General features: G+C 65.5%; 11 protein-coding genes. 4 read left to right on the top strand and 7 right to left on the bottom strand.

The annotated features are described in order from the left end of the window. The 5 genes from sufC to FBY33_RS14760 form a co-directional block, all read right to left on the bottom strand. Complete coding sequence (sufC, locus tag FBY33_RS14780) at positions 1-795, bottom strand: Fe-S cluster assembly ATPase SufC (RefSeq protein WP_142031210.1); 795 nt, start codon at positions 793-795, stop codon at positions 1-3. Between the two features lie 82 nt (positions 796-877). After that, on the bottom strand, positions 878-1,237 hold the full coding sequence (locus tag FBY33_RS14775; protein WP_142031209.1) for a non-heme iron oxygenase ferredoxin subunit: 360 nt from the start codon (positions 1,235-1,237) through the stop codon (positions 878-880). Positions 1,238-1,260: 23 nt separating this feature from the next. Beyond that, entirely contained in the window at positions 1,261-2,544 is a 1,284-nt protein-coding gene (gene sufD / locus FBY33_RS14770; protein WP_142031208.1) for a Fe-S cluster assembly protein SufD, read from the bottom strand. A 2-nt stretch (positions 2,545-2,546) separates the two neighbouring features. Continuing rightward, positions 2,547-4,010, bottom strand: a complete 1,464-nt coding sequence (sufB, locus tag FBY33_RS14765) for a Fe-S cluster assembly protein SufB (RefSeq protein WP_142031207.1) — start codon at positions 4,008-4,010, stop codon at positions 2,547-2,549. 14 nt (positions 4,011-4,024) lie between these two features. After that, positions 4,025-4,810, bottom strand: a complete 786-nt coding sequence (locus FBY33_RS14760) for a helix-turn-helix transcriptional regulator (protein ID WP_235010585.1) — start codon at positions 4,808-4,810, stop codon at positions 4,025-4,027. Positions 4,811-4,936: 126 nt separating this feature from the next. Between FBY33_RS14760 and FBY33_RS14755 the strand changes: the two genes are divergently transcribed. Genes FBY33_RS14755 through FBY33_RS14745 form a run of 3 tightly spaced genes read left to right on the top strand, consistent with a single transcriptional unit; the run spans position 4,937 to position 7,639 of the window. Beyond that, positions 4,937-5,905, top strand: coding sequence for an ABC transporter ATP-binding protein (locus tag FBY33_RS14755; RefSeq protein ID WP_142031205.1), 969 nt, complete (start codon positions 4,937-4,939; stop codon positions 5,903-5,905). After that, the gene (locus tag FBY33_RS14750; RefSeq protein WP_142031204.1) at positions 5,902-6,669 is read left to right on the top strand and encodes an ABC transporter permease; all 768 of its coding nucleotides are present in this window, start codon (positions 5,902-5,904) and stop codon (positions 6,667-6,669) included. Before FBY33_RS14755 ends, FBY33_RS14750 begins: the two co-directional genes overlap by 4 nt. Before the next feature lie 7 nt (positions 6,670-6,676). Further along, on the top strand, positions 6,677-7,639 hold the full coding sequence (locus FBY33_RS14745) for a COX15/CtaA family protein (RefSeq protein ID WP_142031203.1): 963 nt from the start codon (positions 6,677-6,679) through the stop codon (positions 7,637-7,639). 95 nt (positions 7,640-7,734) lie between these two features. Here the strand turns inward: FBY33_RS14745 and FBY33_RS14740 are convergent, their stop codons facing one another. Then, the gene (locus FBY33_RS14740; protein ID WP_200831393.1) at positions 7,735-10,002 is read right to left on the bottom strand and encodes a SulP family inorganic anion transporter; all 2,268 of its coding nucleotides are present in this window, start codon (positions 10,000-10,002) and stop codon (positions 7,735-7,737) included. A 175-nt stretch (positions 10,003-10,177) separates the two neighbouring features. Continuing rightward, the gene (locus FBY33_RS14735; RefSeq protein WP_142031202.1) at positions 10,178-11,137 is read right to left on the bottom strand and encodes a heme o synthase; all 960 of its coding nucleotides are present in this window, start codon (positions 11,135-11,137) and stop codon (positions 10,178-10,180) included. A 518-nt stretch (positions 11,138-11,655) separates the two neighbouring features. On the opposite strand from FBY33_RS14735, the gene tkt reads away from it, so the two are divergent. Further along, positions 11,656-13,773 (top strand): transketolase, encoded by a 2,118-nt coding sequence (gene tkt, locus FBY33_RS14730; RefSeq protein WP_142031201.1) that lies wholly within the window; start codon positions 11,656-11,658, stop codon positions 13,771-13,773. The last annotated feature ends 21 nt before the right edge of the window (positions 13,774-13,794 follow it).

Here is a 13,794-nt window from a genome sequence, read left to right as displayed (position 1 = left end):
CTAGGCCTGTACTGCGGCTTCAGCGGCAATGGTGGCAGCGCCGGCGCCCTTGGCGTAGCGGTCGTAGCCTTCTTCCTCGAGGCGGTCGGCCAGCTCGGGGCCGCCTTCCTCCACAACCTGGCCGTCCACGAACACGTGCACAAAGTCAGGCTTGATGTAGCGCAGGATCCGCGTGTAGTGGGTGATGAGCAGCGTGCCCATGTTGCCGTCGGCGTGGGCGCGGTTGACGCCTTCGGAAACGACCTTCAGGGCGTCAACGTCCAGGCCGGAGTCGGTCTCGTCAAGGACCGCGAACTTGGGCTTGAAGAGCTCGAGCTGCAGGATCTCCACGCGCTTCTTCTCACCGCCGGAGAAGCCTTCGTTGACGTTGCGCTGGGCGAAGTCAGCGTCGATGCGCAGCTGCTCCATGGCAGCCTTGACGTCCTTGGTCCAGGTGCGCAGCTTGGGGGCTTCGCCGTCGATGGCGGTCTTCGCGGTACGCAGGAAGTTGGTCATGCTGACACCGGGGACCTCCACCGGATACTGCATGGCCAGGAAGACGCCGGCGCGGGCACGCTCGTCCACGCTCATCTCCAGCACGTCCTCGCCGTCCAGGGTGATGGAGCCGCTGGTCACGTTGTAGCGGGGATGCCCGGCGATAGTGGAGGCCAGGGTCGACTTGCCGGAACCGTTCGGGCCCATGATGGCGTGGGTTTCGCCGGTGCGGATGGTCAGGCTGACGCCCTTCAGGATTTCCTTGGTGCCCTGTTCCGTCTCAATGCTGACGTGCAGGTCCTTGATCTCAAGAGTAGACATATGTCTTGTTCTCTCCTCTGCGCCGCGCCTGCCGGCTGCGGTGCGCTCTGTGTCTGGAAGTGTGGTTCGTAATTCTGTGGTGCTAGCTGAAGTTCGGAGCTTCGGCGCCGTTGAGGACGTTGGTGACGTCCACGTAGACCTCATCCCCTGCGATCTCGACGGCGAATACCGGGACGGGATCGTAGGCGGGCAGCTGCAGCGGCTGGCCGCTGCGGAGGTCGAACTGCGAGCCATGGCCCCAGCATTCGATGGTGCAGCCCTCCACGTCACCTTCGGCCAGTGAAATGTCCGCGTGCGAGCAGGTGTCGCCGATCGCGTGGATCTCCCCCATGGAATCCTTGACGATCGCCACAGGGTAGTCGTCGATCAGGATCCGCAGCGCCTGCTTCACCTGGATTTCGTCCACCTTGCAGACAAGCTCGCCCTTTGGCTGGTCAGTCATCTGAAAACCGTGCTCCGTAGCTTCTAGTTGTCCGTCAGTGCGAGTTCGTGCTCAACAGCCTCGCTCAGCCGCTCCTCGATGGAGGGGACCTTGATCTGCTGGATGATTTCGTTCAGGAAGCCCCGGACCACCAGTCGGCGGGCAACATCCTCGGGGATGCCGCGGGCCATCAGGTAGAACAGGTGCTCGTCATCCATCCGGCCGGTGGCGCTGGCGTGGCCTGCACCCTCGATCAGCCCTGTCTCGATTTCGAGGTTGGGCACCGAGTCGGCGCGGGCACCGTCGGTGAGCAGCAGGTTGCGGTTGGCCTCGTAGGTGTCGGTGCCTTCTGCTTCCTTGCGGATCAGGACGTCACCAACCCAGACAGCGTGGGCGTTGCGGCCCTGCAGGGCACCCTTGTAGAGGACGTTGGACTTGCAGTTGGGTACCGCGTGGTCAACGAAGAGACGCTGCTCAAGGTGCTGGCCGGCGTCGGCGAAGTACAGGCCGAACAGTTCGGCCTCGCCACCGGGGGCGGTGAAGCGGGCCGACGGCGTGACGCGCACCAGGTCCCCACCAAGGCTCACCATGACGTGCTTGAGCTTGGCGTCGCGGCCGATCTTTGCCTGCTGGGAGGAGGCATGGACAGCGTCGTCGTTCCATTCCTGGAGCGAGACAACCGTGAGGTTGGCACCGTCTTCGACGATGATTTCAACGTTTTCCGAGACCACGGCGGAGCCCTTGTGGTTCAGGACCACAACAGCCTTGGAGAACTTTTCGGCGACGATCACCAGGTGCTGCGCGGCAGCGTCGAGGGACGTGCCTTCGATGTCGACGGTGATCTCCGTCAAGGCTTCGAACTCCGCGGGGATGGTCACCACCGTGGCCTGGGCGAAGTTCTCCCAGGCGTTGGCGGAGACACGGTCCTCGGGGATACCGGCGGTACCGATCCGCTGGTCGTCGCGGCCGACGCCCTCGACAACAACGCCCTCCGGGCCCTTGACGATCACGGTGGGAGCCGCGCCGGACAGGACCTCCGAGTGAAGGCCGCGGAGGCGCTTGAGCGGGGTGAAGCGCCAGTCCTCCTCCATGCCGGTGAGCGGCTTGAAGTCAGCGAGCTTGTAGGACGTCAGCCGGCCGGCACGTGAGCTGTCCGGTACGCCGACGCCGCCGCCGTGGGAGTGGCTCTTGGCTGAAGCGCCCGCAAGCGGGGCCTTGCCGTTGGCGTTGATCGGTGAGAGGCTCTCGCCCTCTTCGGTGAAGCCGTCAATGAACGGCTGGGCTGAGGGCGCGCCGATGCGTGCCTTTTCAGTAGTGATTTCAGTCATCGTTATCCGACGGACCCTTCCATCTGCAGTTCAATGAGGCGGTTCAGCTCAAGTGCGTACTCCATGGGGAGCTCGCGGGCAATCGGCTCGATGAAGCCGCGCACGATCATCGCCATGGCTTCGTCTTCGCGCATGCCGCGGGACATCAGGTAGAAGAGCTGCTCTTCGCTGACCCGGGAAACAGTTGCCTCATGGCCCATCACAACGTCGTCCTCACGGATGTCGATGTACGGGTAGGTGTCCGAGCGGCTGATGGTGTCAACGAGCAGCGCGTCACAGCGGACGGTGTTGGCGGAGTGCTTGGCGCCTTCACGGACCTGGACCAGGCCGCGGTATGCTGCGCGTCCGCCGCCGCGCGCCACGGACTTGGAGATGATCGAGCTCTTGGTGTTCGGCGCAATGTGCACCATCTTGGAGCCGGTGTCCTGGTGCTGGCCTTCGCCGGCGAACGCGATGGACAGGGTCTCACCCTTGGCGTGCTCGCCCACCAGGTACACGGCCGGGTACTTCATGGTGACCTTGGAGCCGATGTTGCCGTCGACCCATTCCATGGTGGCGCCTTCTTCGCAGATGGCACGCTTGGTCACCAGGTTGTACACGTTGTTGGACCAGTTCTGGATGGTGGTGTAGCGGACCCGGGCGCCCTTCTTCACGATGATTTCCACCACTGCGGAGTGCAGGGAATCCGACGTGTAAATGGGAGCCGTGCAGCCCTCAATGTAGTGGACGTAGGAATCCTCGTCCGCGATGATCAGGGTCCGCTCGAACTGGCCCATGTTTTCGGTGTTGATGCGGAAGTATGCCTGCAGGGGGATGTCCACGTGGACGCCCTTGGGAACATAGACAAAGGAGCCGCCGGACCAGACAGAGGTGTTCAGCGAGGCGAACTTGTTGTCGCCCACGGGGATGACGGTGCCGAAGTACTCCTGGAAGATCTCCGGATGTTCCTTCAACGCGGTGTCGGTGTCCAGGAAGATGACGCCCTGCCGCTCAAGGTCCTCGCGCAGCTGGTGGTAGACAACCTCGGACTCGTACTGGGCGGCGACGCCGGAAACCAGGCGCTGCTTCTCGGCCTCGGGGATGCCCAGCTTGTCGTAGGTGTTCTTGATGTCTTCGGGGAGGTCGTCCCAGGAGGCAGCCTGCTTCTCGGTGGAACGGACGAAGTACTTGATGTTGTCGAAGTCGATACCCGACAGGTCCGCACCCCACGTGGGCATGGGCTTGCGGTCGAAGTACTTCAGGCCCTTGAGGCGCAGGTCAAGCATCCACTCCGGCTCGCTCTTCTTGGCCGAAATGTCCCGGACGACTTCTTCGCTGAGCCCACGGCGTGCGTTGGCGCCGACGTCGTTCTTGTCAGCCCACCCGTACTCGTAGTTGCCGATGCCGTGGAGCTCGGGATTCTTTTCCAGAATCTCCGAGATCACAGTGTTTTCGGCTACTGCTTTCTCTGATAGTTGGTCCGTCATCACGGCCTTTCTTACTAATGGTTGGTTACTTCGTCCAGGCTGGCGGGGGCTGCGGCCGGCGCAGTGGCCGGCTTGGCAGACAGCCTGCCTGTAGGAATGTGGGTGGTGCAGACGTGGCCGCCGCGCGCCAGGGTGGAGAGGCGTCGGACGTCAACGCCCACCAGCCTTGAGAAAACTTCGGTTTCGACGTCGCAGAATACAGGGAAGCGGGCCGCCAGCTGCTGGATGGGGCAGTGGCCCTGGCAGAGCTGCACGCTCGAGAGTGCGGCGGGCAGCGGTGCCTTTGCCTCGATGGACGCGGCGGAGGCGACGAAGTTGTCGCGGGTCAGGGCGGCTGCGAGTGCATTTGCACGGTCCCGGATGTCCGGCCCGGCCTGCTCGATTTCGGGTGCGTAGCGGCGCTCCATATCCGCAAAACGCTCCTCGGCGAAGGCGCGCACCGCATCCGGGCCGGCCACCTTTTGCAGCTGCTGGAGCGCAAGGGCGGCGATGTCCAGGTAGTCGTTGCCCAGGCTGGACTGGCCCTGGGAGCTCAGGACGTAGCGGCGGGCGGGACGGCCGGCACCTGCTCCGGGCTTGGCCACCTTCTTGACCTCAATGACTCCGGCACGGGAGAGGTGGTCCAGGTGGCGCCGGACAGCGGCCGGGGTGAACCCCAGCATGTCTCCGAGCTCGGCCGCGCTGACAGGTCCGTGTTCCAGGACGGCAGCGAGGACCCGGTCCCGGGTGCGCTCGTCGGCATCAGCCACAGGACTGGATGCCGCGGCACCGGCCACAGGCACAGCAGTAGCGTTGGTCATGGAATACACAACACAATCATGTCGTAATTTCGTCCCGCACTCCAGTAAGGGCAGGCTGACCTTGGCTGCCCCAGCCGCGCAGCCGGTGCGGACATCGGGAAATACTACATCCCGTAGAATACTGTGGTGCGATTCCCCCAGTCCCCCGTCCTGTCCATCCATGGGCTCATCAAGGACGTTGGCCCCCTTTCCAGTCTCGATGGAAAGATGCTCAGGGTTGTCAGCGGCGTTTCACTGATCGCGGAGCGCGGACAGGTAACCGCGCTCCTGGGCGCGAACGGCGCCGGAAAGACCACCACACTCGAATGCGCCCAGGGCCTGCAGAAACGCAACGGCGGCAGCATCTCACTGCTGGGTCAGGACCCTGCGGCGGCAGGCGCTGAACTGCGTTCCCGCGTCGGTGTGATGCTGCAGGACGGTGGCCTCCCGCCGTCGGCACGGCCCCTGCCACTGCTGCGGCACATCGCAGGGCTGTATGCCCGCCCGTGGCCCCTGGAGGACCTGGTGGGCAGGCTGGGCATCGACGCCTTCAGCCGTACCAGCGTCCGCAGGCTGTCCGGCGGCCAGAAACAGCGCCTGGCTCTCGCCGCCGCCCTCATCGGCAGGCCGGAAGTCCTCTTCCTTGACGAGCCGAGCGCCGGACTGGACCCGCAGTCCCGGCAGCTGGTCTTCGACCTGATCGCCGAGCTGCGGGACAGCGGGATGGGGATCATCCTCACCACCCACCTCATGGACGACGCCCAGCGCCTGGCGGACTACGTATACATTATCGACGGCGGCCGCAACGTTGCCGAAGGGACAGTGCAGGAGCTGCTGCAGCGCAGCCCGGCCGCCGCCCAGGGCGGCGAGCACATCCGAACGCTGGTGTTCGAGGCCCCGGCCGGCCTGGACCTGGCTGCGGCACTGCCGGACGACGTGGACGTTTCCGAATCCCGCGCCGGAAGCTACACCGTCACCGGCGCCCTGACCCCGCGCCACCTCTCCGCCCTGGCGCAGTGGTGGGAAGCGAAGGGCGTCATGCCCGCTTCAATGAGCCTCCAGGCGCGTAGCCTTGAAGACGTCTTTCTGGACATTTCGGGAAAGGACATCCGATGAGCACGGCAGCAATGCGGGAGACGCAGCAGCCGGCCCCCCTGTTGCGCCGCGTCATGTTGCAGGGCAAATACGAGGCGCTGACGATGCTGCGGAACGGCGAACAGCTGATCCTTGCAGTGGTGCTGCCGCTGCTGGCGCTGGTCGGCCTGACGGTGACCCCTTTCCTGGACGGAATGGGCTCCAGCCGCATCAATGTGGCGGTTCCGGGAATCCTCGCCCTGTGCGCGATGTCCACGGCGTTCACCGGCCAGGGCATCGCCACCGGCTTCGACCGCCGCTACGGCGTGCTCCGGTTCCTGTCCACCACGCCGCTGGGCCGTGGCGGCCTTATCGCCGGCAAGGTCCTTTCGGTCCTGGCCGTGCTGTGCCTGCAGGTGGTGGTGGTGGGGCTGGTAGCCCTGGCGCTGGGATGGCAGCCGACGGCGGCGGGCTGGCTGCCGGGGCTGGCACTGCTCGCGCTGGGCGCGGCGGCTTTCACCGCACTGGGGCTGCTGGTGGCCGGAACAGTCCGGCCGGAGGCCACGCTGGCCATCACCAACCTGCTGTGGATCCTCCTCGGCTCCCTGGGCGGCATCGTGATCCCCGCCGAAAGACTCCCTGCCGCGGCGCAGGCCGTTGTGCACTACCTGCCGTCCGGCGCCCTGGGCGAATCGATGCGGGCCGCCTTCCTGGCTGGCGCCGTAAATGGCGGCGCTGCCCTCATCCTGTTGCTCTGGACGGTTATCGCCGGAGCCGCAGCCATCCGTTGGTTCAAGTGGAATTGAGATAATCGTGACCACGGCTTCACGCCTCCCCCAACTCGCCGGCCGCCTGGCATCGCGGCTCCCACGCACCGTGGACGCCAGGATCCGCCGCCTCGCCGTCGCCTCCCTGATCGGCCAGACGCTCCTGGTGGTCACCGGCGGCGCAGTTCGCCTGACGGCATCGGGCCTTGGCTGCCCCACCTGGCCCCGGTGCACCACGGACTCGCTGGTGAACACACCGGAGATGGGCATCCACGGCTTCATCGAATTCGGCAACCGGCTCCTGACGTTCGCGCTGGCCGCCGTTGCTGCCCTGATGCTGGTGTATCTGTGGAACCTGCGGAAGGAACGGAGGGACCTCTTCCTCCTGGCCCTGGGCCTGCTGGCCAGCATTCCCGCCCAGGCAGTGATTGGCGGCGTCACCGTCCTCACCAACCTCAACCCTTGGGTTGTTGGGCTGCACTTCCTGGTTTCCATGGCGCTGGTGGTATTCGCCACGCTGCTGGTCAACCGGGCCTTCGGACGGACCGGCCGCTTCCTTGCCTCCCGGCCCGCCGCGCTGCCCGCTGCCCTGCGCCCGGTGACGGCCGCCGTCGCCCTTTTCTCCGCCGTCGCCGTGATGCTCGGCGTGGTGGTTACGGGTGCGGGTCCGCACGCCGGTGACGCTGATGCTCCGCGCAACGACCTGGACTGGGATCTGTTCTCCCACATCCATGCCGTGCCGGCCTACTTGGTCACCGCCGGAACCCTGGTGGCCCTGGTGCTGGTTTTCAGGCGCGGCATCAAGGGGCCCTTCCGGACGGCAGTCCTGGCACTCCTGGGCGTCACCGTGCTCCAGGCCATCATCGGCTTCACGCAGTACTACAACGGCATTCCGGCGCTGCTGGTGGCGGCCCACATGCTCGGCGCCGCCCTGCTGATGACGGCGTCAACGAACGCCTGGGACATCGCCCACTCCAGTCCCCTGGACTCCTCCAGGGCAGCGAATTAGGCGAACGCTCCCCGATAAAAGCGCGGCAGGCGCCCCGGCCCCGGATGGGACCGGGGCGCCTGCCGGTTTCGGGCTCCTTTAAGAGGCCAGGGACATTACCGTTCCGCGAAAGCCTTGACCTGAAACGCGGCGTCGCAGGCGGGGTCAAGGTTCTCGATGCCATCGGCTGTGATCTGGAGGACCTGCGCCGTGGCAATGTCATAGAACAGGCCCGTGGCCTGCACCTTCCCGTCCGCCAGCACCGGGCCCGCCACCGCATGGTTCTGCAGCTTTGCCAGCTGCACGGCCACATTGACCATCGCCAGCTGGTCAACAGTGCTGTAACCGGCTGCCGCGGCCTGTCTGCCCACCGGATGCCCGGCAAGCAGTTGCGTGTAACTCGGCCGGGCGTGCTCCAGCCATTGCCCGAACGCCGGGTCAAGGGAACTGTGGTCGCCGCCGTCGGCTTCTGCGAGCAGCGCCTTCATGGCACCGCAGTTCGAGTGTCCGCAGATGACCAGCGACTGCACCCCCAGTCCCTTGACGGCGAAGGACAGGGCCGAGTCGATCGAAGCGTCCTGGCCGTGGCTGCACACCACGTTGCCAATGTTCCGCAGCGTGAGCAGGTCTCCCGGGCCACTGCTGGTGATCAGGTTCGGATTGACGCGGGAGTCGACGCAGGCCACGAAAAGGCTGTCCGGACTTTGCCCCTCTGTCAGATCATGCACCAGCGGACGGACCTGATGGGCAAACCGGCGGTGGTATTTGTTGATGCCCTGCAGCAACGGCTCCGTCCGCGGTGGCAGGGGCAGCTCGGTGGCTTCTGCGCGCCTGGGCGCCTGGTGCGCAGCGTCCTGGAACACCGTGTTGCCGTGCTCCTCAAGATTCACGGTGCCGCCCTCAGCCTGGTGCTGGCGCTGCCAGGCGAGCAGGGCTTCCCGGAAGGAATGGTCAACGTAGTCGGCGTTGAGCTCCACTACAACGTCCGCGGCAGCGGGGACGGACTGCAGGACTCCGTTGAGTTTTGGCAGCGCGAAGAAGCTGCACGAGCCGGCGATGGTCACGCGCCAGAGCGACGATGGCGCGGCGGGACGGTGTGCGTGGATGGGGGCCCGCAGCACGCGCCACAGCACGCTGGCAGCTGCGAGGGCCAGGCCGATCATGACGCCCTCAAGCAGGTTCAGGAACACCACGCAAATGAGGGTCACGGCATAAATCGGCAGATCCCCGGTGCGCAGGCTGGTCCGGATGTCTGCCACCTTGATCAGGCGCGCGCCGATGACTACCAGCAGTCCGGCCAGGACGGCCAGCGGAATCAGCTGGATCAGCCCCGCAAAGAGGGCAGAAAACGCAAGGACCCAAACACCATGCAGCACGGCAGAGGCCCGGGTGGCCGCACCCGCCTCCACATTCGTGGCGCTGCGGACAATAACCCCCGTGACGGGCAGTCCGCCCAGTGAACCGGAAACGATGTTGGCCGTGCCCTGGCCGATGAGCTCCCTGTTCAGGTTGGTGCGCGGACCGGTTTGCATCTTGTCCACGGCGACGGCGGACAGGAGGGATTCGATGCTGGCGATCAGTGCCATGGTCAGGACGGCGAAGGCGAAGGCGCGCCAGTTGCTGTCGGGGAGTTGCGGGAGGGCGATCGCATCGAAGATTGAGCCGTCCAGGGAGATGCGTTCGACACCGGGTGCAAAGGCCACGGCCAGTGACGTGCCTGCGGCGACGGCGGCCAGCGGCCCGGGAATTCGCCGGACCGCGGCGGGCATGAACTTCCAGCACAGGAGGATTGCCACGACGGCGAGCCCCAGCAGGGCCGCGTGCAGTTCCAGGCTGGTGATGGCTGCCGGCAGTGCCGCGAGGTTCTCGAGGGCCGAGCCTGCCGGCTTTGCCCCGAGGAGTACGTGGAGCTGCTGCAGGATGATGGTGACGCCGATGCCGGCGAGCATTGCCTTGACAACTACCGGCGAAACCGCCAGGGCGGCCCTGCCCACGCGGCTGATGCCCAACAGGAGCTGCACGACGCCGGCGGCTGCGGTGATTGCGCAGGTCACCTGCCAGCCGAACTCCTGGACCAGGCCGGCAACGACGACGGTAAGGCCCGCTGCGGGTCCGCTCACCTGCAGCGGTGAGCCACCAAGGCTTCCCGCCACGATTCCGCCAACGGCTGCGGCAATGAGTCCGGCCATGATGGGTGCTCCCGACGCGGCTGCGATGCCGAGCGAGAGCGGGAGGGCCACCAGGAACACCACCAGGGATGCCGGTACGTCGGCACCAAGATGGGCGGCAAACGGCGGCCGGGGGAATCTGAAGCGGCCGCGGTCTCCTTTCCCTCCCGGCGGGCTGTGGCTGGGCGCGGGGACTGCGGAGGGACGGGCTTCCATGGGAATCTCCTTGGGTCGAGGGAAGGTTCCCGTCCACCGTAAGCATCTTGTCATTGGCGATGACAGCTAAAGTGACGGATATGACAAGAAGGTCAAACCAACGCGGGCGGCATGTAGTTAAAGCAAACGGCGGCCTCCACCATGAGGTGGGAGCCGCCATGGCTGTTGCCTTGGCCTAACCGGCGATGATTGCATGCCCGACGAACGGGTCCACCGCCAGGGCGATGAACAGCAGGGTGAGGTAGCTGATGGAACCGTGGAACACCTTCATGGCGCGCTTGTCCTGGATGTCCTCGCGCTGGGCGCGGGCGTAAAGGGCGTGTGATTCGTAAAGGAACCATGCACCGGCAAGGATGGCGGTGACGGTGTAGACCCAACCGGCACCTCCGCCCGGAATCATCAGCAGCGAGCAGGCCACCATGGCCCAGGCGTACAGGACCACCTGGACGGACACCACCTTGGCGCCGGCGATGGCTCCGAGCATGGGGACGTTGGCGTTCCGGTAGTCCTCGCCGTAGCGCATGGACAGGGGCCAGTAGTGCGGCGGGGTCCACAGGAAGATCACCATGAACAGGATGACCGCCGGCCACTCGACGGAGTTGGTGACGGCAGCCCACGCAATCAGCACCGGGAAGCAGCCGGCGGCACCGCCCCAGACGATGTTCTGCGCAGTGCGCCGCTTGAGGATCATCGTGTAGATGACAACGTAGAAGAAGATGGCGGCCAGCCCAAGCCAGGCCGAGAGAGGATTGGCGCCGAACCAAAGGATCACGATCGAGGCCGCGCCCAGCAGCCAGGAGAAGACCAGGGCCTCCCGCGGGGTGACTTCGCCGGTGACCAGGGGCCGGTTTTCCGTACGGTGCATCAGCTTGTCGATGTCGCGGTCGATGTAGCAGTTGAACGCGCCTGCGCTGCCGGCTGCAAAGGCGCCGCCAACCAGCGTGGCCAGGATCAACCCGATGGACGGGAAGCCCCGTTCGGCATAGATCATCGTGGGCAGGGTGCTGACCAGGAGCAGTTCGATCACGCGTGGCTTGGTGAGGGCGAGATACGCCTTGGCCTTACGGGCAAACCCGGCGCCGGAGGCCCGGGATGCGTTCAGCGGCGTATCTGTAGTGCTCACGGTGGCAGTCACCCGTTCTGTGTGGCAGTTGAGGCTGGCAATGCAGCTCCGGTCGTGCGGCCCGGACCCGGGCACGGCACAAAGGGAGGAAATGCTCCAAGAGCGTGCAACAGTCGGGAAACCCCGGCGGCGATAGCGATGCCCATCCGGCGTTGGCCTCCGAATATCATACCGCGCCGCAGGCCCCGTCCCGGCCCTTCCATATGCGCAATTGATTGCTCACGGGCCCATTCGAGCAGATTAACTCAACCGGTCGGAATGCTGATTCACAAAAGGGGAAATTGCGTCCAAAACGTGAGATATGGCCCGCCCGGAGAATGGATACGAGCTAAGCTGTCACCAGATCAGCACGCAGCAAGAAAGCGGTGGAAAACGCATTCCCGCTGCTGTCCGTGACTGAATGCAAGGATCAACGTTTCGATGGTGAACGGCTGGTACACACCGCAGCGGGCGCCACACAGTGCGCCCTTAAACGGAGCCGGTGTACCGCCGCCATCAGCACAGAGAGGGGCCCGGTTTTCGTGCCACATTTGGATAAGCAAGAACTGTCATGGACCAGCTTGGACCAGCGCGCCGTGGATACCATCCGCGTCCTGGCTGCAGACGCCGTGGAGAAGGTGGGCAACGGCCACCCAGGAACCGCCATGAGCCTTGCGCCGGCCGCCTACCTGCTTTTCCAGAAGCTGATGCGCCATGACCCGCGCGATCCGCAGTGGCTGGGCCGCGACCGCTTCGTGCTGTCCCCCGGCCACACCTCGCTCACCCTCTACATCCAGCTGTTCCTCTCCGGCTACGGCCTGGAGCTGAAGGACCTGGAGGCGCTCCGCACCTGGGGTTCGCTGACCCCGGGACACCCCGAGTACAAGCACACCGCCGGCGTTGAGATCACCACCGGCCCGCTGGGCCAGGGCCTTGCATCCTCCGTGGGCTTCGCTTACTCGCAGCGCCGCCAGCGCGGCCTGTTCGACGCCGACGCCCCCGCCGGCGAATCGCCGTTTGACCACACCATTTGGGTCATCGCTTCCGACGGCGACCTCCAGGAAGGCGTCACGGCCGAGGCTTCCTCGCTGGCCGGCCACCAGGAACTCGGCAACCTCGTGGTCATCTACGACGAGAACCACATCTCCATCGAGGACGACACCGACATCGCCTTCACCGAAGACGTCCTGAAGCGTTACGAAGCGTACGGCTGGCACACGCAGCGGGTGGACTGGACCCGGACCGGCGAATACAAGGAAGACGTCCAGGAGCTCTACAGCGCCCTGCTCGCCGCCAAGGCCGAAACCTCCAAGCCGTCCATCATTTCGTTGCGCACCATCATCGGTTACCCCGCACCCAAGAAGCAGAACACCGGGAAGATCCACGGTTCCGCCCTCGGTGCCGACGAGGTGGCCGCATTGAAGGAGGTCCTGGGCTTCGACACCGCCAAGTCCTTCCAGGTGGACCAGGAAGTCCTTGACCACGCCCGCCAGGTGGTGGAGCGCGGCGCGTCCGAGCGCAAGGAATGGGAAGAGTCCTTCAATGCCTGGCAAGCAGCCAACCCGGAGGGCGCAGCACTCCTGCAGCGCATCGAAGCGCAGGAACTTCCGGAGGGCATCGACGCAGCCCTTCCGGTCTTCCCGGCCGGCAAGGACGTTTCCACCCGCGCAGCATCGGGCAAGGTCCTCAACGCCCTGGGCCCGGTCATGCCCGAACTCTGGGGCGGCTCCGCCGACCTTGCAGAGTCCAACAACACCACCATTGAAGGCTCCCCGTCCTTCGTGCCGGCTTCCAAGCAGACCGGCGCCTGGTCCGGAAACCCCTATGGCCGGGTGCTGCACTTCGGCATCCGCGAGCACGCCGCGGCGTCAATCGTGAACGGCATCAGCCTGGCGGGCAACACCCGTGCGTTCTCCGGAACCTTCCTGATCTTCAGCGACTACCAGCGTCCGGCCATCCGCTTGGGTGCCCTGATGGGTGTTCCGTCGCTGTATGTCTGGACGCACGACTCCATCGGCCTGGGCGAGGACGGCCCCACCCACCAGCCGGTGGAGCAGCTCGCCTCGCTCCGGGCGATCGTGGGCCTGGACGTGGTCCGTCCCGGTGACGCCAACGAAGTGGCCGCTGCCTGGAAGACCATGCTGGAAAACCACGCCAACCCGGCAGGCATCGTCCTCACCCGCCAGAACATTCCCACCTGGGAACGCGGCGAGGGCGACGCCGACGGCGACACCTTCGCCTCCACCGCGGGTGTGGCAAAGGGCGGCTACGTCCTGGCCGAGGCATCGAAGGACGGCGCCACGGTACCGGCCGACGTGATCCTCATTGCCACCGGCTCCGAGGTCCAGCTGGCCGTCCAGGCCCGCGAAGCCCTCCAGGCCGAAGGCATTGCAGCCCGGGTGGTTTCCATGCCGTGCGTGGAGTGGTTCAAGAAGCAGGACAGCTCCTACCGCGAATCCGTCCTGCCCGCCGCCGTCAAGGCACGCGTGTCGGTGGAAGCCGGATTGGCCCTGACCTGGCGTGAATTCGTCGGCGATGCCGGCCGTTCCGTGAGCCTTGAGCACTACGGCGCTTCCGCCGACTACAAGCGGCTGTTCCAGGAGTTCGGCATTACGGCAGAAGCCGTTGCTGCCGCCGCCAAGGACTCCCTCTCCAGCCTCCAGGCCTGAAACCCAAACTTTTAGGAGATA

It is taken from the genome of Arthrobacter sp. SLBN-112, assembly GCF_006715225.1.
Classification (GTDB): domain Bacteria; phylum Actinomycetota; class Actinomycetes; order Actinomycetales; family Micrococcaceae; genus Arthrobacter.
Note: the sequence above shows the minus strand (reverse complement) of the source record. Positions and strands in the feature narration are given on the sequence as shown.

Coding starts and splice junctions, on each gene's coding strand:
- sufC (WP_142031210.1), bottom strand. CDS start 795: ATGTCTACTCTTGAGATCAAGGACCTGCACGTCAGCATTGAGACGGAA.
- FBY33_RS14775 (WP_142031209.1), bottom strand. CDS start 1,237: ATGACTGACCAGCCAAAGGGCGAGCTTGTCTGCAAGGTGGACGAAATC.
- sufD (WP_142031208.1), bottom strand. CDS start 2,544: ATGACTGAAATCACTACTGAAAAGGCACGCATCGGCGCGCCCTCAGCC.
- sufB (WP_142031207.1), bottom strand. CDS start 4,010: ATGACGGACCAACTATCAGAGAAAGCAGTAGCCGAAAACACTGTGATC.
- FBY33_RS14760 (WP_235010585.1), bottom strand. CDS start 4,810: ATGACCAACGCTACTGCTGTGCCTGTGGCCGGTGCCGCGGCATCCAGT.
- FBY33_RS14750 (WP_142031204.1), top strand. CDS start 5,902: ATGAGCACGGCAGCAATGCGGGAGACGCAGCAGCCGGCCCCCCTGTTG.
- FBY33_RS14740 (WP_200831393.1), bottom strand. CDS start 10,002: ATGGAAGCCCGTCCCTCCGCAGTCCCCGCGCCCAGCCACAGCCCGCCG.